The 17,850-nt window shown below is 66.0% G+C and carries 22 protein-coding genes; 1 reads left to right on the forward strand and 21 read right to left on the reverse strand.

Annotated features, from left to right (window positions below):
• Positions 1-16: 16 nt before the first annotated feature.
• Positions 17-1,201 carry a spherulation-specific family 4 protein gene (locus GRX31_RS02905; RefSeq protein WP_160851384.1) on the forward strand — a complete coding sequence of 395 codons (1,185 nt, stop codon included), beginning with the start codon at positions 17-19 and terminating at the stop codon, positions 1,199-1,201.
• Between the two features lie 85 nt (positions 1,202-1,286).
• Here the strand turns inward: GRX31_RS02905 and hisA are convergent, their stop codons facing one another.
• From hisA to GRX31_RS03010, 21 genes are all read right to left on the reverse strand, one after another.
• Positions 1,287-2,027 (reverse strand): 1-(5-phosphoribosyl)-5-[(5-phosphoribosylamino)methylideneamino]imidazole-4-carboxamide isomerase, encoded by a 741-nt coding sequence (gene hisA, locus GRX31_RS02910; RefSeq protein WP_016445590.1) that lies wholly within the window; start codon positions 2,025-2,027, stop codon positions 1,287-1,289.
• 61 nt (positions 2,028-2,088) lie between these two features.
• Complete coding sequence (gene hisH / locus GRX31_RS02915) at positions 2,089-2,757, reverse strand: imidazole glycerol phosphate synthase subunit HisH (protein ID WP_017405475.1); 669 nt, start codon at positions 2,755-2,757, stop codon at positions 2,089-2,091.
• A gap of 81 nt (positions 2,758-2,838) precedes the next feature.
• The gene (gene hisB, locus GRX31_RS02920; RefSeq protein WP_016445588.1) at positions 2,839-3,444 is read right to left on the reverse strand and encodes an imidazoleglycerol-phosphate dehydratase HisB; all 606 of its coding nucleotides are present in this window, start codon (positions 3,442-3,444) and stop codon (positions 2,839-2,841) included.
• Positions 3,441-4,565 (reverse strand): histidinol-phosphate transaminase, encoded by a 1,125-nt coding sequence (hisC, locus tag GRX31_RS02925; RefSeq protein ID WP_160851386.1) that lies wholly within the window; start codon positions 4,563-4,565, stop codon positions 3,441-3,443. Before hisC ends, hisB begins: the two co-directional genes overlap by 4 nt.
• A gap of 53 nt (positions 4,566-4,618) precedes the next feature.
• The gene (locus GRX31_RS02930) at positions 4,619-5,056 is read right to left on the reverse strand and encodes a PIN domain-containing protein (RefSeq protein ID WP_016445586.1); all 438 of its coding nucleotides are present in this window, start codon (positions 5,054-5,056) and stop codon (positions 4,619-4,621) included.
• Positions 5,053-5,358, reverse strand: coding sequence for a hypothetical protein (locus tag GRX31_RS02935; protein WP_174538854.1), 306 nt, complete (start codon positions 5,356-5,358; stop codon positions 5,053-5,055). The genes GRX31_RS02930 and GRX31_RS02935 overlap by 4 nt, the downstream gene beginning before the upstream one ends.
• Positions 5,359-5,435: 77 nt before the next feature.
• Positions 5,436-6,752 (reverse strand): histidinol dehydrogenase, encoded by a 1,317-nt coding sequence (gene hisD, locus GRX31_RS02940; RefSeq protein WP_160851389.1) that lies wholly within the window; start codon positions 6,750-6,752, stop codon positions 5,436-5,438.
• 13 nt (positions 6,753-6,765) lie between these two features.
• A complete protein-coding gene (gene hisG, locus GRX31_RS02945; RefSeq protein ID WP_016445583.1) occupies positions 6,766-7,410 on the reverse strand; it encodes an ATP phosphoribosyltransferase in 645 nt (214 codons plus the stop codon).
• Positions 7,407-8,675 carry a UDP-N-acetylglucosamine 1-carboxyvinyltransferase gene (murA, locus tag GRX31_RS02950; RefSeq protein ID WP_046239371.1) on the reverse strand — a complete coding sequence of 423 codons (1,269 nt, stop codon included), beginning with the start codon at positions 8,673-8,675 and terminating at the stop codon, positions 7,407-7,409. The genes hisG and murA overlap by 4 nt, the downstream gene beginning before the upstream one ends.
• A 104-nt stretch (positions 8,676-8,779) precedes the next feature.
• Positions 8,780-9,028, reverse strand: coding sequence for a BolA family protein (locus GRX31_RS02955; protein WP_012207326.1), 249 nt, complete (start codon positions 9,026-9,028; stop codon positions 8,780-8,782).
• A 126-nt stretch (positions 9,029-9,154) separates the two neighbouring features.
• A complete protein-coding gene (locus GRX31_RS02960; RefSeq protein ID WP_160851391.1) occupies positions 9,155-9,910 on the reverse strand; it encodes an ABC transporter permease in 756 nt (251 codons plus the stop codon).
• Positions 9,907-10,836: an ABC transporter ATP-binding protein gene (locus GRX31_RS02965; protein ID WP_013800798.1), complete on the reverse strand. Its 930-nt coding sequence runs from the start codon at positions 10,834-10,836 to the stop codon at positions 9,907-9,909. The genes GRX31_RS02960 and GRX31_RS02965 overlap by 4 nt, the downstream gene beginning before the upstream one ends.
• A 73-nt stretch (positions 10,837-10,909) precedes the next feature.
• A complete protein-coding gene (locus GRX31_RS02970) occupies positions 10,910-11,197 on the reverse strand; it encodes an STAS domain-containing protein (protein WP_016445580.1) in 288 nt (95 codons plus the stop codon).
• A 20-nt stretch (positions 11,198-11,217) separates the two neighbouring features.
• Positions 11,218-11,859, reverse strand: coding sequence for an MlaC/ttg2D family ABC transporter substrate-binding protein (locus tag GRX31_RS02975; protein WP_016445579.1), 642 nt, complete (start codon positions 11,857-11,859; stop codon positions 11,218-11,220).
• A gap of 115 nt (positions 11,860-11,974) precedes the next feature.
• Complete coding sequence (locus GRX31_RS02980; RefSeq protein ID WP_026062402.1) at positions 11,975-12,775, reverse strand: MlaA family lipoprotein; 801 nt, start codon at positions 12,773-12,775, stop codon at positions 11,975-11,977.
• A complete protein-coding gene (gene mlaD / locus GRX31_RS02985) occupies positions 12,772-13,257 on the reverse strand; it encodes an outer membrane lipid asymmetry maintenance protein MlaD (protein WP_016445577.1) in 486 nt (161 codons plus the stop codon). Before mlaD ends, GRX31_RS02980 begins: the two co-directional genes overlap by 4 nt.
• Before the next feature lie 43 nt (positions 13,258-13,300).
• A complete protein-coding gene (mlaE, locus tag GRX31_RS02990; protein WP_016445576.1) occupies positions 13,301-14,083 on the reverse strand; it encodes a lipid asymmetry maintenance ABC transporter permease subunit MlaE in 783 nt (260 codons plus the stop codon).
• The gene (locus GRX31_RS02995) at positions 14,080-14,919 is read right to left on the reverse strand and encodes an ABC transporter ATP-binding protein (protein ID WP_016445575.1); all 840 of its coding nucleotides are present in this window, start codon (positions 14,917-14,919) and stop codon (positions 14,080-14,082) included. The genes mlaE and GRX31_RS02995 overlap by 4 nt, the downstream gene beginning before the upstream one ends.
• Before the next feature lie 218 nt (positions 14,920-15,137).
• On the reverse strand, positions 15,138-15,905 hold the full coding sequence (locus GRX31_RS03000; protein ID WP_160851394.1) for an amino acid ABC transporter ATP-binding protein: 768 nt from the start codon (positions 15,903-15,905) through the stop codon (positions 15,138-15,140).
• Between the two features lie 147 nt (positions 15,906-16,052).
• Positions 16,053-16,706 (reverse strand): amino acid ABC transporter permease, encoded by a 654-nt coding sequence (locus GRX31_RS03005; protein WP_012207336.1) that lies wholly within the window; start codon positions 16,704-16,706, stop codon positions 16,053-16,055.
• Between the two features lie 131 nt (positions 16,707-16,837).
• Entirely contained in the window at positions 16,838-17,644 is an 807-nt protein-coding gene (locus GRX31_RS03010) for an amino acid ABC transporter substrate-binding protein (RefSeq protein ID WP_016445573.1), read from the reverse strand.
• Positions 17,645-17,850: the final 206 nt, after the last annotated feature.

A 17,850-nucleotide genomic window follows, 5' to 3' on the forward strand; every position in this document is an offset into this window, starting at 1 on the left:
TGTCCTGCGACTCGGCATGCTCGCCCTGGCCGCCTCCTTGGCTTCCTGCGGCGGAGGCGGTGGTGGTGACAGCAGCGCTGGCGGCGGCACCGGGGGCGATGGCGGCGGCACCGGCCAGCCCGGAGTGACCTCGGTCACCGTGCAATGGACGGCCCCTGCCGCCAGGGATGTGGTGACTGCAGGCTCGGCACTGACCCTGCGCGCAGGTGTTCTCGCAGATGGCGTGAATGCCGCCGATGGAACCGTGGTGAGCTTCAGCGCAGCCACAGGCGTCAGCACCTCGGCGCTGACCAGCTCCGGCGTGGCAACTGCCTCCCTGACCGGCGCCACGCCGGGCCGCCAGCAGGTGCAGGCCAGCGCCACCGTGGGAAGCCGCACGGGCAGCGCTTCGCAGACCTTCTATCTGCGCCCGGCTCCTGCGCCGCTGCGGGTGCTGGTGCCTGCGTATTTCTATCCCACGGGCGCGGGGGCCACGGCCTGGAATGCGCTGACGGCCAGCGCACAGGCGAATCCGACCGTGCAGATGACGGCCATCCTGAACCCGGCCAACGGCATTTTCAGTGGCCCGGATGCGAACATCACGCGCGCCGCAACCGCTTTTGCCAACGCCGGCGGGCAGTTGGTGGGCTATGTGAGCTCCAGCTATGGCACGGGCACGCGATCGCTGGCCAGCATCCAGGCCAATATCGACAACTATTTCACGCATTACGGCGCAGGCCTGGTCAAGGGCTTCTTCATTGACGAGATGGCGGCCACCGCCAACCGGCTGGACTTCTACCGCAGCATCTACCAGTACATCAAGGCCAAGAATCCCGACCTGATCGTGATCGGCAATCCGGGCCTCGTGCCCGTGGCCGGTTATGCCGATGTGGCCGATGTGCTGACCACGTTCGAGGGCAAGGGCTCCACGTACGCCACCTACGATCCGCGCACGACGAGTTTCGATTGGCTGTACGGGCTGGCCAATAGCCACCAGGCCTCGCTGGTGCACAACGTGTCGGGCTGCGCGGCCATGCAGACGGCCGTGCAGTCGGCCGCCTCGGCACGCTACCAGGCGGGATGGATCTATGTGACCCAGCTGGAGTTCGAGCCCAGCACCGGCGTGGGCAACCCCTGGGCCGGGCTGCCGAATTACTGGGATGCCTTTGTGCAGACCGTGCGCGCCACCAATGCCGGGCAAGCCCTTCCCGCCTGCTCGTAGAGGCCGCTTGAAACCCCGGCGCTGAATGCAGCGCGGGCGCCTGTCAGGGACAGGCGCCCGCGAATATCGAGAAGGCGCAGGCCGCTCAGGCCGTGAGTTCGTCGGCGCGAGCCTGCGCTGCGGCGAAGTCGAGATCGCCCGAGTAGATGGCGCGACCGCAGATCACGCCCTCGATGCCTTCGTCCTCGACCTTGCACAGCGCCTCGATGTCGGCCATGCCCGCCAGGCCACCCGAGGCGATGACGGGGATCTTCAGCGATTGGGCAAGATTGACGGTGGCATCGATGTTGATGCCCGTGAGCATGCCGTCGCGGCCGATGTCGGTGTAGATGATGGACTCCACGCCCCAGTCCTCGAAGCGCTTGGCCACCGAGTGCACGTCCTGGCCCGTGAGCTTGCTCCAGCCGTCGATGGCGACCTTGCCGTCCTTGGCGTCGAGTCCGACGATCACATGGCCGCCGAAGGCGCTGCAGGCGTCCTGCAGAAAGCCGGGGTTCTTCACGGCAGCGGTGCCGATGATCACGTAGCTGATGCCGGCATCTATGTATTTCTCGATGGTGTCCAGGTCACGGATGCCTCCGCCGAGCTGCACCGGAATCCGGCCGTCCACCTCTTTGAGGATGGCCTTGATGGCCGCAAGGTTCTTGGGCTGGCCCGCAAACGCGCCATTGAGGTCCACCAGGTGCAGGCGGCGCGCGCCGGCGTCGAGCCAGCGGCGGGCGATGATGGCCGGGTCTTCGCCGAACGTGGTCGACTGGTCCATATCACCCTGGATGAGGCGTACGCAGTGGCCGTCCTTGAGGTCGATGGCAGGAATGAGCAGCATGATGGTTTGCGAGCAATGAAGGCCTGGGATTCAGCGGCCGGTGCGGGGAAGAAAAGGGGATTCAGGGCTTCCAGCCCAGAAAGTTGCGGAACAGGGCCAGGCCCTGGTCAGCGCTTTTTTCGGGGTGAAACTGCGTGGCGAAAATATTATCGCGCGCGATGGCGCAGGCAAAGCGCCCGCCGTAGTCGGCCTGAGCAGCGCAATGCTGCGGCTGCTGCACCACGGCATAGAAACTGTGCACGAAGTAGTAGAAGCTGTCTTCGGGAATTCCACGCCACAGCGGGTGGGCATGGCCGGCGTTGTGCGTCTGGTGCACGCGGTTCCAGCCCATCTGCGGAACCTTGAAGCGGCTGCCATCGGCCTGGGTGCGGCCCGCCAGATCGAACTTTCGCACGTTGCCGGGGATGAGGCCCAGGCCGGGCACGTCACCTTCGTCGCTGTGGTCCAGCAGCATCTGCATGCCCACGCAGACGCCGAACAGGGGCTTGTTGGCAGCGGCATGCAGCACGGCTTCCTGCAGGCCGGATTCGCGCAGCTCGCGCATGCAGTCGGGCATGGCGCCCTGGCCCGGCAGCACGACGCGGTCGGCGGCCAGGACCACCTCGGGATCGGAGGTCACCACGACCTGCCAGCCGGAATCGGCGGCGGCCGTGCGCACGGCCTGTGAAACCGAGCGCAGATTGCCCATGCCGTAATCGACGACGGCGACGGTGTTGTCAGTCAAACTCATAGCGTGTGGCGCGTGTTCTGTCGGATTTTCGGCGGGATTGCCCGGTCAGATCAAGTTCTGGCCGATGCCAATCGCTTCTCTTTACAGAGCGCCCTTGGTCGAGGGGATGACGCCGGCCATGCGCTCGTCATGCTCCAGCGCAAAGCGCAGGGCGCGTGCGAAGGCCTTGAAGATGGTCTCGCACTGGTGGTGGGCATTGAAGCCCTTGAGGTTGTCGATGTGCAGGGTCACGCCCGCATGGTTGACGAAGCCCTGGAAGAATTCGTAGACCAGCTGGGTGTCGAGCTGACCGATGCTGCCGGCCGTGAATTTCACGTCCATGTGCAGCCCGGGACGGCCCGAGAAATCGATGACCACGCGGCTCAGGGCCTCGTCCAGCGGCACATAGGCGTGGCCGTAGCGGCGGATGCCCTTCTTGTCGCCCACGGCCTTGGCAAAGGCCTGGCCCAGGGTGATGCCGATGTCCTCCACCGTGTGGTGGCCGTCGATGTGCAGGTCGCCCTCGCACTCGATGTCCAGGTCGATCAGGCCGTGGCGCGCGATCTGGTCGAGCATGTGGTCCAGAAAGCCGATGCCCGAGTGCAGGCTGGCCTTGCCCGTGCCGTCCAGGTTGATGGCGACCTTGATCCGGGTCTCGGCGGTGTTGCGCTGCACTTCGGCGGTGCGTGCGGGGACTGCATTGCTCATAGGGATTCCTTCAGGGCCGCCAGCATCTGGGCGTTTTCTTCGTGGGTGCCCACGGTCAGGCGCAGGCAATTGGCCAGCAGCGGGTGCATGGCACTGACGTTCTTCACCAGCACGCCCCGGGCCTTCATCTCGGCCTGGGCACGCGCGGCATCGCGCACGCGCAGCAAGACCATGTTGGCCTCGGATGGCCAGGTCTTTTCCACACCCGGCAGCACGGTCAGCGCGTCGATCAGCGGCTGGCGCTCGGCGCGGATGGCCACGGCCTGCTGCGCATACAGCGCCTCGTGCTCCAGCGCGAAGATGGCCGTCTCGCAGTTGAGCACGCTGATGTTGTAGGGCGGGCGCACCTTGTCGATCTCGCCGACGATGGCGGCCGGGCCGATCAGATAGCCCAGGCGCGCGCCGGCCAGGCCGAACTTGCTGAGCGTGCGCATCAGCAGCACATGGGCGTTGCGGGCCGGGTCGGCGCGCATGTTCTCTGCCCAGCTGCGGCGGGCGAAGGGCTGGTAGGCCTCGTCCATGACGACCAGGCCGCCGATGGCGCCGACCGCGTCGATCACGGCCTGCACATCGGCCTCGGCCCAGAGCGTGGCCGTGGGATTGTTGGGATAGGCGATATAGGTGATGGCGGGGCGGTGCTCGGCAATGGCGGCGCGCATGGCGGGCACGTCCAGCTCGAAGTCGGCCGTCAGGTCGACCCCCACAAAGTCCAGGCCCTGCAGCCTGGCGCTCATGGGATACATGACGAAGCCCGGCATGGGCGCCAGCATGGTGGCGCGGCCCTCGGCGTGGGGCTGGGCACAGGCCAGGGCCAGCAGCGTGATGATCTCGTCCGAGCCATTGCCCAGCAGGACGGCGCTGCCGGCCGGCGCCTGCGCGTAGCGGGCCAGCATGTCCTTAAGCACTTCCTGGCGCTCGCCAGGGTAGCGGTTGATCTCCAGCCGGCCCAGGCGCTCGCCCAGCGCGGCCTGCAGCTCGGGTGGCAGTCGGAAGGGGTTCTCCATCGTGTCCATCTTGAGCAGGCCTTGCGAGGGCTGCACATGGTAGGCATGCATGGAGCGGACATCGGCGCGGATGCGCTCCAGGGCCAGGGCCTGAACCTGCGGAATGGAAGCTGTCATGGCATGCACACTTTCACGAGTCAGTGGGGGAAGAAATCCATCAGCGAAGCCGCTCAGGCCTGCTGCTGCGGCGGCGCCTGGTGCAGCGGGTGCACCATGGCGACGCCGCCAAACTGGGCGCCGTGCGGCAGGTGCAGGGTCAGCATCTGCTCGCAGCCGCTGTGCTGGGCGCAGGCCACGGCCAGGCAGTCGCCAAAGGCCAGCTGGTGGCGCGATTGCACGGCCCAGGCGGTCTCCAGCGTGGCGGCATCGGTCTTCCATGGCGTCCAGGTCTGGTAGCGGCGGATGGCGGCGCGCGCATCGCCCTGCGGCAAAGGCTGGGCGGCCGTGGTGACCTGTTCATAGAACTCGCACAGCGACTGGCTGCCGGTGCGCCCGCTGCGCGTGCGCCACAGCAGGTCCAGCCACTGCAGCACGGCGGCATGCAAGGCGCCCTGCCCCGTGTCTTCGGCAGCGACCAGCACGGAGGTATCGACGAAGACGGTGTTCATGCCTGGCCCTCGCGGCGCAGCGCGGCACTGCGCTGGGCGGGCTGCGTGGATGACGGCTGGCCGCCGTCCCAGCCGCGCTCGTCGGTGCGCCAGGCCAGGTAGGCGCGCTCGTAGGCGTCCTCGCGGCGCTGCATCTCGGCCATGAAGTCGCCCACCATGCGCGAGACGCTGGTGCCGCGGCGCGCGGCCTCGATGCGGGCCCATTCGAGCACGCTGTCTTCGACGGTGATGGTGAGGTTCTTCACAGGGTGCAAGTCTACACGAAATTCGTGCTCCACTGATTTCGTGTCGATTCTTGACATACTTGCTCTAGCGTTCAGGCAGCAAAAAGCGCCGCCCCTTTCGGTGACGGCGCCTTCGTCCAATAGGAAGCGAGTGTCTACTTCAGGCGCATTTCGGCCGCGCGCGCATGGCCTTGCAGGCCTTCGCCATGCGCCAGCACCGAGGCGATGCGGCCCAGGGTCTGGGCGCCCTGCTCGCTGACCTCGATGAGGCTGGATCGTTTCTGGAAGTCATAGACCCCCAGCGGCGAGGAAAAGCGCGCCGTGCCGCTGGTGGGCAGCACATGGTTGGGGCCGGCACAGTAGTCGCCCAGGCTTTCGCTGGTGTAGGCCCCCAGGAAGATGGCGCCTGCATGGCGCAGCAGCGGCTCCCACTGGTGGGGATCGTTGCTGGAGACTTCCAGGTGCTCTGGCGCGATGCGGTTGCTGATGGCGCAGGCCTCCTGCATGTCGCGCGTGAGGATGAGGGCACCCCGGTCGCTCAGGCTCTTGGCGATGATGGCGCGCCGCGGCATCTCGGGCAGCAGGCGGTCGATCTCGCGCTGGACGGCGGCGATGTAGTCGGCATCGGGGCACAGCAGGATGCTTTGCGCCAGCTCGTCATGCTCTGCCTGGCTGAACAGGTCCATGGCCACCCAGTCGGGCGGCGTGCTGCCGTCGGCCAGCACCAGGATTTCACTGGGGCCGGCAATCATGTCGATGCCCACGGTGCCGAACACCCGCTTCTTGGCGCTGGCCACATAGGCATTGCCGGGGCCGGTGATCTTGTCCACCTTCGGGATGGTGGCCGTGCCGTAGGCCAGGGCCGCCACGGCCTGGGCACCGCCGATGGTGAAGCCGCGCGTGACGCCAGCCACATAGGCGGCGGCCAGCACCAGGGCATTCTTCTCGCCGCGTGGCGTGGGCACGACCATGATGATTTCCTGCACGCCAGCCACGTGGGCGGGAATGGCATTCATCAGCACGCTGGACGGATAGGCCGCCTTGCCGCCGGGCACATAGATGCCCACGCGGTCCAGCGGCGTGACCTTCTGGCCCAGCAGGGTGCCATCGGCGTCACGGTAGCTCCAGCTCTCGCCGCTGGCGCGCTTTTGGGCCTCGTGGTAGGTGCGCACGCGCTGGGCGGCGGCCGTCAGCGCATCGCGCTGCTCGTCGCCCAGGCTGTCGAAGGCGGCCTTGAGCTCGGCCTGCGTCAGCTCCAGCACTGCCATGCCGTCCACCTGCAATCCGTCGAAGCGCGCCGTGTACTCCAGCACGGCCGCATCGCCACGCTTTTGCACATCGGCCAGGATGTCGGCCACGCGCTGCTCGATGGCCGCGTCCGTGTCTGCCGACCAATGCAGGCGCTGCGCAAAATCGTGTTCGAAGTTGGCGTCAAGCGTGGACAGGCGGGCGGGAGCGGCTTGGTATTCCATGGTGCAGAGGGCTTCAGTCTTGGGGAATGGCCGATGCGAAGGCATCGATGATCTTGCGCAGAGGGGCCTGCTTGAGCTTGAGCGAGGCCTGGTTGACCACCAGGCGCGAGCTGATCTCCATGATGGGCTCGACCTCGACCAGGTCATTGGCCTTGAGCGTGTTGCCAGTGGACACCAAGTCGACGATGGCGTCGGCCATGCCGGTCAGCGGGGCCAGTTCCATGGAGCCGTAGAGCTTGACCATGTCCACGTGCACGCCCTTGGTGGCGAAGAAGTTGCGCGCGATCTCGGGATACTTGGTGGCGATGCGCAGACGGGCGCCCTGCTTGACGGCCAGCGCGTAGTCGAAGCCGTTGCGCACGGCGACGCTGACGCGGCAGCGCGCGATCTTCAGGTCCAGGGGCTGGTACAGGCCCTGGGCACCATGCTCGATCAGGGAGTCCAGGCCGGCCACGCCGAGGTCGGCGCCGCCGTACTGCACGTAGACCGGCACGTCGGAGGCGCGCACCAGCACCACGCGCACGTGGCTCTGGTTGGTCTCGAAGATCAGCTTGCGCGACTTTTCAATGTCTTCGGTGACCGAGATGCCGGCAGCGGCCAGCAGCGGCACGGTTTCGTCGTAGATGCGGCCCTTGGACAGGGCAATCGTGATGGTCATTGGGAAACTCTTTCGATGTCGGCACCCAGGCCGCGCAGCTTGTCTTCCATGCGATCGTAGCCGCGGTCCAGATGATAGATGCGATCGACCAGGGTCTCGCCCTTGGCCACGAGGCCGGCGATGACCAGGCTGGCCGAAGCGCGCAGGTCGGTGGCCATGACGGCCGCGCCCGACAGCGACTGGCTGCCGGTGATGGTGGCCACGCGTCCGTCGGTGGTGATCTGCGCGCCCAGGCGCAGCATCTCGTCGACGTGCATGAAGCGGTTCTCGAAGATGGTCTCGGTGACCATGCTGCAGCCTTCGGCCACCAGGTTCAGCGCCATGAACTGCGCCTGCATGTCGGTGGGAAAGCCCGGGTACTCGGTGGTGCGGAAACTCTGGGCCTTGAGCTTGCCGGCAGCGCGCACGCGGATGCCGCCCTCCTCGGCGGACACTTCGGCCCCAGCGTCCTTGAGCTTGTCGATGACCGCGCCCAGGTGGTCGGCACGGCCATTGCGCAGCAGCGCCTCGCCGCCCGTGGCCGCCACGGCGCACAGGAAGGTGCCGGCCTCGATGCGGTCGGCCACCACCTGGTGCTCGCAGCCGCTCAGCCGCCCCACACCCTGGATGACGATGCGGCTGGTGCCGTGCCCTTCGATCCTTGCGCCCATCTTGATGAGCATTTCGGCCAGGTCGCCGATCTCGGGCTCCATGGCGGCGTTTTCCAGCACCGTCTCGCCTTCGGCCAGCACGGCGGCCATCAGGAAGTTCTCGGTGCCCGTGACCGTCACCATGTCGGTGGTGATGCGGGCGCCCTGCAGGCGCTTGAGATGCCCGGGCAGGCACGCGTGCATGTAGCCGTTCTCGACAACGATCTCGGCACCCATGGCCTGCAGGCCCTTGATGTGCTGGTCCACGGGGCGCGAGCCGATGGCGCAGCCGCCGGGCAGCGACACGCGGGCCTGGCCGAATCGGGCCAGCAGCGGGCCCAGGGCCAGGACCGAGGCGCGCATGGTCTTGACCAGTTCGTAGGGTGCCTCGGGGTTGGACAGCGAGCCGGCGTGGATGCGCACGGTGCCGCTGTCATCGTGCTCGGCGCCGACACCCATGTTGCGGATGAGCTTGAGCATGGTGGCCACGTCCTGCAGGCGCGGCACATTGCGCAGGGTGACGGGCTCGGACGACAGCAGCGCAGCGCACAGCTCGGGCAGGGCGGCATTCTTGGCGCCGGAGACCGTCACCTCGCCATGCAGCGCTCGGCCACCGCGAATCAGGAGTTTGTCCATGGCTGACAGACTTGAATCTGGAAATCGGGAAAAAGGAGATGCCGCACGGGCCGTATCGACCAGTTGCGGCAGAAAGTCTGAGGCGTCGTGACCGGGCTGTGCGCTCAGGCCTGGCCGGCCTGGGCAGCCCACTCGGCGGGCGTGTAGGTCTTCATGGACAGCGCATGGACCTCGTCGGTATGCATGCGCTGGCCCAGCGTGGCGTAGACCAGGCGCTGGCGCTGCAGCAGTCGCTGGCCCTCGAATTGGGCCGAGACGATGGTGGCAAACCAGTGCCGTCCGTCGCCTTCCAGCGCAATGTGTTCGCAAGGCAGGCCGGTGGCGATCAGTTCCTTGAGTTGGTCTGCAGTCATGGGGAAGCTTTCCTGCCATGCATCGCGGCATGGCCTTGGTTGGCGGCGGCGCCGGGCGCCGGCCGCCTGTTCATGGGTGGGTTCGAAAATGCCGGCACAGCGCCCGCCGCAGCCTGAGGAAAAACCTCAGCCGCGGATCTTGTAGCCGATGCGCAGCAGATGCACGGCCAGGGCACTCACCGCCAGCCAGGCCGAGCCAACGATGGCCAGGCTGACCCAGGGCGATACGTCGCTCTGGCCGAAGAAGCCGTAGCGGAAACCGTCGATCATGTAGAAAAACGGGTTCAGATGGCTGACTTTTTGCCAAAAAGGCGGCAGGGACTGGATCGAATAGAACACGCCCGACAGGAACGTCATGGGCATGATCAGGAAGTTCTGAAAGGCCGCCATCTGGTCGAACTTGTCGGCCCACAGGCCGGCGATCACACCCAGCGTGCCCAGCAGCGCCGCGCCCAGCAGGCCGAAGACCAGAATCCACAGCGGTGCCATGAATTCGGGAATGGCGAAGTACAGCGTGACGACGAACACGCCCGCGCCCACCAGCAGCCCGCGCAGCACCGACGCTCCCACATAGGCCCCGAACCAGGCCCAGTGCGACAGCGGCGTGAGCAGCACGAAGACCATGGAGCCCATGATCTTGCTCTGCACCAGGCTGGAGGAGCTGTTGGCGAAGGCGTTCTGCAGCACGCTCATCATCACCAGGCCAGGGATCAGGAAGGCCGTGTAGCTGATGCGGTCGTACACCAGCACCCGGCCTTCGAGCACATGGCCGAAGATCAGCAGATAGAGCACGGCCGTGAGCACGGGTGCGGCCACGGTCTGGAAGCTGACCTTCCAAAAACGCAGCACTTCCTTCTTGAGCAGAGTCTGCCAGCCGTTCATGCCGAAGCTCCCTGCGAAGTCTGTCCCTGCTCATTCATCACATGGATGAAGACGTCCTCCAGATCGGCGCGGCGGATTTCCACGTCCTCGGGCACGACGGAGCCCTCGCGCAGCGCGGCGAGCAGGCGTTCCACATCGCTGGCGTCGTTGGCGGGTATCTGCACGATGCGGCCGGTCACCCGCGCACGCGCGGCCAGGGCCGGCGGCAAGGCGGTATCGGTCTTGAACTGCAGCACGTTGGAGGAGGCGGACTTGAGCAGATCCGACATGGTCGAGAGCTTGACGATGTTGCCCTGCTTGAGCATGGCCACGCGGCTGCACAGCGCCTCGGCCTCTTCCAGGTAGTGGGTGGTGAGCAGCACGGTATGGCCTTCGCGGTTCAGGCGCGCGATGAAGTGCCACAGCGTCTGGCGCAGCTCCACGTCCACGCCGGCCGTGGGCTCGTCGAGCACGATGATGGGCGGCTTGTGCACCAGCGCCTGGGCCACCAGCACGCGGCGCTTCATGCCGCCGGACAGCTGGCGCATGTTGGAATTGGCCTTGTCGGTCAGCCCCAGGCTGTGCAGCAGCTCGTCGATCCAGTCGTCATTGTTCCTGACGCCGAAATAGCCGGACTGAAAGCGCAGCGCCTCGCGCACATTGAAGAAGGGATCGAAGACCAGCTCCTGCGGCACGATGCCCAGCTTGCGCCGGGCAGCCGAGTAGTCGGCATGCACGTCGCTGCCCTGGACCAGCACGCGGCCGCTGGTGGCGCGCGACAGGCCGGCCAGGATGCTGATCATCGTGGTCTTGCCAGCGCCATTGGGACCGAGCAGGCCGAAGAACTCGCCCTCCTCGATGTCCAGACTCACGTGGTTGAGCGCCTGGAAGGCCCCCTTGGGGGTCTGGTAGGTCTTGGAGATGGATTGGAATGAGACGGCAGACATGCGAGGCGCGATTCTAGGCCCTTGCAGCCAAACCTGCCTTGCAGGGCTCTTTGCAGCGGCGCGCTGCGCCGGCTCAGGAGGGGGAGGATGCGGCCGTGTCGGCCAGCAGCCCGTCGACGCCATACAGCGCTGCCATGGACTGCAGGCCCTGCGGCAGGCCCACGACCACCAATTGCTTGTCTGCCGCCTTCGCGGTGCGGCGGCAGGCCAGCAGCACGGCCAGTGCGGACGAGTCGAAGACCTCGACACCGCTGGCATCGACACGCACCTGGGCGCCATCGAAGGCCTGCACCTGGGGCCGCAGCTGCACGAGACAGCTGCGCGCCTGGCGGTAGGTCAGTTCACGGGGGAGCTGCAGCATGGCGCGTGCGTCCGCGGCTGTCAGCCCTTGGAGGGCGGCGTGGCCGGCATCTTGCTGCGCGTGGCCAGGGTCTCGATCAGGCCGTCGATGCCGCGGGCATTGATTTCCTGGCTGAACTGGTTGCGGTAGGTTTCCACCAGCCACACGCCCAGCACGTTCAGGTTGTAGATCTTCCAGCCGTCGCCGGACTTCTCGAGCCGGTAGTCCAGCTGCACGGGCTCGCCGCGGCCCAGCACTTCGGTGCGCACCAGCACATCGGTGTCGCCGGCTGCCGCGCGCAGGGGCTTGACGTTGATGGTCTGGTTACTGACCTGCGTCAGCGCGCCCGAATAGGTGCGGATCAGCAGGGCCTTGAACTCGGTCTCCAGCTTCTCGCGCTGCGCAGGCGTGGCCTGGCGCCAGGCCGGCCCCACCGAGGCGGAGGTCATGCGGCGGAAATTCACATACGGCATGACCTTGTCATTGACCAGCGCATTGACCTTGGAGACATCGCCCTCGCGCAGCGAGGGGTCCTTCTTGATGGTTTCCAGCACGTCGGTGGAGACACGCTTGATCAGCGCATCGGGGGTCTCGCCGGCTGCGCGGGCCGGCAGTGCCGCGCCAAGGGTTCCCATGGCCAGCATGGCTGCAGCGGCAGCGCTCCAGGCACGTCGATTGATCATCACTCTTCCTTTCCCAGCAGGGCCTCATGCCCCGGACCGGGTTGATATTGCACATTTTTCCGGCCGCGCCATGTCAGGCAGCGGCCGTTTTTCATCTCGGGATGTTACGAACTGCTTACTTCGCGCCGTCTTCGGGCGGCAGCTTGCCGGCATCGTCGTCGTAATCCTCGATGCGACCGTCATCACCCGACTTGCCACGCCGCAGGTTCAGGTAGACATCGCGCGTCAGGCTGTAGCGGTCGAGCGCGACGGAGTCCAGCGTGTCGGAGGCATTGAGCAGGCGGGCACGTGTATCCACCAGTCGCAGCACATACAGGCTGTTGCGAACCGGGATGTCGTTGATCGCCGACATGGGGTTGCCCCAGGCATCCACCGGAAGAGCCGCAGTGTCACGCACCGTGGACGGGCCCAGCAGCGGCAGCACCAGGTACGGCCCGGTGGGCACGCCCCAGCGACCCAGGGTCTGGCCGAAGTCCTGCTTTTGGCGCTCGATGCCGGCCTCGCTGGCGATGTCGAGCAAGCCGCCCAGGCCGAAGACCGTATTCACCGAGAACCGCACGACGGAGTTGTAGGCGCCTTCGGCCTGGCCCTGCAGCGCGTTGTTCACGAAGGACCAGACATCGCTGAGGTTGGAGAAGAAATTGCTCACGCCATCGCGGGCCAGACGCGGAGTGACGTCGCGGTAGGCCGTGGCCACCGGCTTCAGGACGGCACGGTCCAGGCCGTCGTTGAACGAGTAGACGCTGCGGTTGAACGGCTCGAACGGGTCCTGGGGATTGCGGGCCTCGCCCGGCGCGGTGGCGCAGCCGGCGAGCAGCGAAGCGGCGGCCAATGTGCCCAGCATGGCTGTGCGCTGCCAGGATGCTGCCTGGACTGCAGGGCGACCCGCGGTCGCCTGTTCATGGTTGGTTGTCATTCTTTGCCTCCTGCACCGGAGCTGCCACCCTGCTCGGCCTTGCCGTAGAGGAACTGTCCGATCAGATTTTCCAGCACAACGGCCGACTGGGTTGCGACGACGCGGTCGCCATCCTTGAGGTTGTGGTCATCTGCGCCGGCTTCGATGCCGATGTACTGGTCGCCGAGCAGGCCGCTGGTCAGGATCTTCAGGGAACTGTCCTTGGGAAACGCGTAGCGGTTTTCCATGGCCATGGTCACGCTGGCCTGAAAGACCTGATCGTCGAAGGTGATGGATTCCACGCGGCCCACGACGACGCCCGCGCTGCGCACGGCCGCCTTGGGCTTGAGTCCGCCGATGTTGTCGAAGCGCGCGGTCAGCGTGTAGGTTTTCTGGAAGCTCAGGCTCAGCAGGTTAGCCGACTGCAGCGCCAGGAACACCAGCGCCGCAGCGCCGATCAGCACGAACAGTCCGACCCAGACATCACTCTTGGATTGCTGCATGGTTTGTTTTTCCTTGTTTTGCGGGGGTGGCTTCGGCGCCGGGTCAAAGGCTGAACATCGTGGCCGTGAGCAGGAAGTCCAGCCCCAGCACGGCCAGCGAGGCCATCACCACCGTGCGCGTGGTCGCGCGGGACACGCCTTCGGGCGTGGGCTTGGCTGCATAGCCCTGCAGCAGCGCGATGAAGGTCACCGCCACGCCGAACACCAGGCTCTTGAGAACGCCGTTGCCCAGGTCATACCACCAGTCCACGCCGTTTTGCATCTGGCCCCAGAAGGCACCGCCATCGACGCCGATCATGACCACGCCCACCAGCCAGCCGCCGATCACGCCGACGGCGCTGAAGACAGCGGCCAGCAGCGGCATGGCGATCAGGCCGGCCACGAAGCGCGGCGCCAGGATGCGGCGCACGGGGTCCACGGCCATCATTTCCATGGCCGACAACTGCTCGCCGGCCTTCATGAGGCCGATCTCGGCCGTCAGCGCCGTGCCGGCACGGCCGGCAAACAGCAGCGCCGTGACGACGGGGCCGAGCTCGCGCACCAGGGACAGCGCCACCAGCAGGCCCAGCGCCTCGGCCGAGCCGTAGCGCTGCAGGGTGTAGTAGCCCTGCAGGCCCAGCACGAAACCGACGAACAGGCCGGACACGCCGATGATGGCCAGCGAATAGTTGCCCAGGAAATGGATCTGGTCGCCAATCAGCCGCGGCCTGCCCAGCGCCGGCCCCATCAGCGCGAGCAGGCGGCCGAACAGGCGGGTGCCCATGCCCAGCTGGGTCAACTGGTGGCGCACTGCCGCGCCGATGCGAGCGGGATGCAGCCGGTTCATGCGCGCCTCCGGCCGTTGGCCTTGACCGGGCTTTCAGGCGTGCCGAAATCCTCTTCGGCACTCACGCCGGGGTAATGGAAGGGTACGGGGCCGGTGGCGCGTGCGTGGATGAACTGCTGCACCAGCGGATCGGGATTGGCCTTGACTTCCTCGGGCGAGCCCTGGGCGGCGACACCGCCGTTGCCCAGGATGACCACATGGTCGGCCACATGGAAGGTTTCCTCCACGTCATGGGACACCAGGATGGAGGTCAGGCCCATGGCGTCGTTGAGTTCTCGGATCAGTTGGGCAGCGGTGCCCAGGGAAATGGGGTCCAGCCCGGCGAAGGGCTCGTCGTACATGACCAGTTCGGGGTCCAGTGCAATGGCCCGCGCCAGCGCCACGCGGCGGGCCATGCCGCCCGATATCTCGCTGGGCATGAGGTCGCGCGCACCGCGCAGACCCACGGCATGCAGCTTCATGAGCACGATGTCGCGCACCAGTTCGTCGGGAAGGTCGGTGTGCTCGCGCAGCGGGAAGGCCACGTTGTCGAACACGCTCATGTCGGTGAACAGGGCGCCGAACTGGAACAGCATGCCCATGCGCCGGCGCGCAGCGTACAGGCCCGCGGCGTCCATGGTGGTGACGTCCTTGCCATCGAACAGCACCTGCCCCTGCTGGGCATGCTGCTGGCCGCCGATCAGGCGCAGCACGGTGGTCTTGCCCCCGCCCGATGCGCCCATCAGGGCCGTGACTTTGCCGCGCGGCACCTGCAGCGACAGGTCGCGCAGGATCACACGCTCGCCATAGCCGAAGGTGACGTTGCGCAACTCCACGAAAGAGGCGGTTGGGATCATGCTGTGGTGCGGTCGATAAATGTTCGCAGGCAAGCCCGCTATTGTGCAGACAGGTGCCGCTGCTTGCTCACCACCGACCGAGATAAACATACATCCGTGTATGTTTCTCAAAAAGTCATGGCAGAAACCGCCATAAAAAAAAGAGCATGCTTTGCTTGCTACACAAGCGTTGCACGCTCTCTGGACCTGGGGAAAATCCGGACTGGACAGATGTTTTTTTACAACATGTTCTGCAGGAATGCCTGGGTCCGTGTGTGCTGCGGCGCCGCAAAGAATGCTTCCGCAAGGCCTTGCTCGACGATCTCCCCCTTGTCCATGAAGATCACGCGATTGGCCACTTCACGGGCAAAGCCCATCTCGTGGGTCACGACCAGCATGGTCATGTGCTCCTGCGCCAGCTCGCGCATGGTGCGCAGCACCTCGCCGGTCAGCTCGGGGTCCAGCGCGGAGGTGGGCTCGTCGAACAGCAGGATGTCGGGCTCCATGGCCAGGGCCCGGGCAATGGCCACGCGCTGCTTTTGCCCGCCCGACAGACGGTTGGGATAGGCATCGCGCTTTTCCAGCAGGCCCACCTTGTGCAGCAGCGCCTCGGCCTTGGGCACGATCTGCTCGCGCCTGAGGCCCTTGACGACGATCGGCGCCTCGATGACGTTCTCCAGCACCGTGAGGTGCGGGAACAGGTTGAAGGACTGGAACACCATGCCCATCTTGCGGCCGATCTGGCGGATCTGCGCATCGGGCACGTAGTGGGCGCGGCCGTCGGCGCCACTGTCCACCAGCACTTCGCCTTCAACGGCGACACGGCCGCTGTCAATGGTCTCCAGGTGGTTGAGGCAGCGCAAAAAGGTGCTCTTGCCCGATCCCGAGGGACCGATGATGGCCACCACCTCGCCACGCGCCAGCTCCAGCGAAACGCCGCGCAGCACCGGCACGCCGCCAAAGCCCTTGCAGATGTTCTGCGCACTGATCATTGTTTCGGTATTCATGTCAGTTGCCCATGTTCAATGCCGACGAAAGGGGCGCAACCCAGGCATGGGACACCGAGGAAGGGCCGCCCCGCACCGAGGGTGTCGTCCCCCTCCCGCGTAGCGAGAGAGGGGGAAGGCGCGAAGCGACTCAGGGGGTGTCGCGTTTCACGCGTCATACTTTGCATGGCGTTTTTCTAGGTATTGAAAGATCCAGGTCAGCACCAGCGTCATCACGAGGTAAAAGCCTGCGGCCACCACGAAGGGCGTGATGGTGAAATCGCGCTGCACGATGCCGCGCGCGGCGCGCAGCAGATCGTTCAGGGCCAGCACGTAGATCAGCGAGGTGTCCTTGACCAGGGTGATGGTCTCGTTGCTCACAGGCGGGATGATGCGCGCCCACATCTGCGGCAGGATGATGCGGCGCATGGTCTGGCCGTAGCTCATGCCCAGCACCTTGGCGCCCTCGTACTGGCCGCGGTCCACGGACTGGATGCCCGCGCGGAAGATTTCGGCGAAGTAGGCGGCGTAGTTCAGCGCGAAGGCGACGACGGCGGCCGGGAAATCGGGCAGGCGCACGCCGATCACGGGCACGAAGGGCAGCGCGAAGTAGATGAACAGCATCTGCAGCATCAGCGGCGTGCCGCGCATCAGCCAGATGTAGCCGCCGACCAGCCGGCTCAGGGCGGGAAAGCGGGAGATGCGCATCAGCGCCAGCGACAGTCCCAGGGGAATGGACAGCGCCAGGGTGATGACGAAGAGCTTGAGGGTGACCAGGGCGCCGGCGGACAGCGGCCCCATGAGCGAGATTACATATTCCATCGAATGGCCTCAGTGCGGTGCGCGGCCCCGCCGGCATCGGCAGGATCCGGGCAGCCACGGGCGCGTGCGTCCCAGAACGCAAAAGACCGGCAATGCCAGGCTGGCCTTGCCGGTCGCATGGTGTGCCGGATTTACTTGATGATGTCCTTGCCGAACCACTTGGAGGCGATTTCGGCGGCCTTGCCGTCCTTCTTCATCTCGGCCAGCGCGGCTTCGAGCTTGCCCAGAACTTCGGTGTCTTCCTTGCGCAGGCCCACGCCGTAGTCCTCGGTGCCGAAGTTGTCCTCGAGCACCAGGTACTCGCCAGCCTTCTTGGCCACGTGGAAGCGCCCCACGACCTCGTCGACCACGACGGCGTCCAGGCGGCCGGCCGACAGGTCCATCAGCGCGGTGATGTTGTCGCCGAAGGTCTTCAGGTCCTTGAAGCTGGCGGCCACGGCGGCGTCCTTCTTGATGGCGTCCACGGCCGAGCTGCCATCCTGCGCACCCACGACCTTGCCGGCCAGGCCGGCCTTGTCCTTGATGTCGGAGTCGGCGCGCACGATGATGATCTGGTGGTTCTCCATGTAGGGCGCGGTAAAGGCGATGTTCTTCTTGCGCTCTTCGGTGATGGTCAGGCCGTTCCACAGCGCGTCGACGCGCTTGCCGACCAGCTCGGCCTCCTTGGCGCTCCAGTCGATGGGCTTGAAGTCCACCTCCACGTTCATGCGCTTGGCGGCTTCACGCGCCATGTCGATGTCGAAGCCGACGATCTCGTTCTTGTCGTCACGAAAGCCCATGGGCGGGAAGTTGTCGTCCAGGCCGATCACCAACTTGGTCATGGCTGCCGGCACGGGGGCGGCAACCGGCGCGGCGGCGGTCGATGCGGACTCGTTCTTGCCGCAGGCTGCCAGCAGTGCAGACAGGGCCACCATGGCCAAGAGGGTGCGTTTTTTCATGGCTTAAAGCTTTGGAGTGGAAAAAGCGAAAGGCGGCGGCCGCTGCACGCAAGGTGCGCAATCGTTGTAATGAATGGTTCCTTGGCGGAACCTTTGTCTCGGTTGGGTGCCGGCGCCGAATCCCGTATTGTCGCGCAGACCGGCGCCCCCCGCCAACACGCTGGATCAAGACCGTGCAAATCGGCAAAGGGCGAGAGATGCCTGCC

The organism is Delftia sp. CH05 (assembly GCF_009827015.1).
GTDB lineage: Bacteria > Pseudomonadota > Gammaproteobacteria > Burkholderiales > Burkholderiaceae_C > Comamonas > Comamonas tsuruhatensis.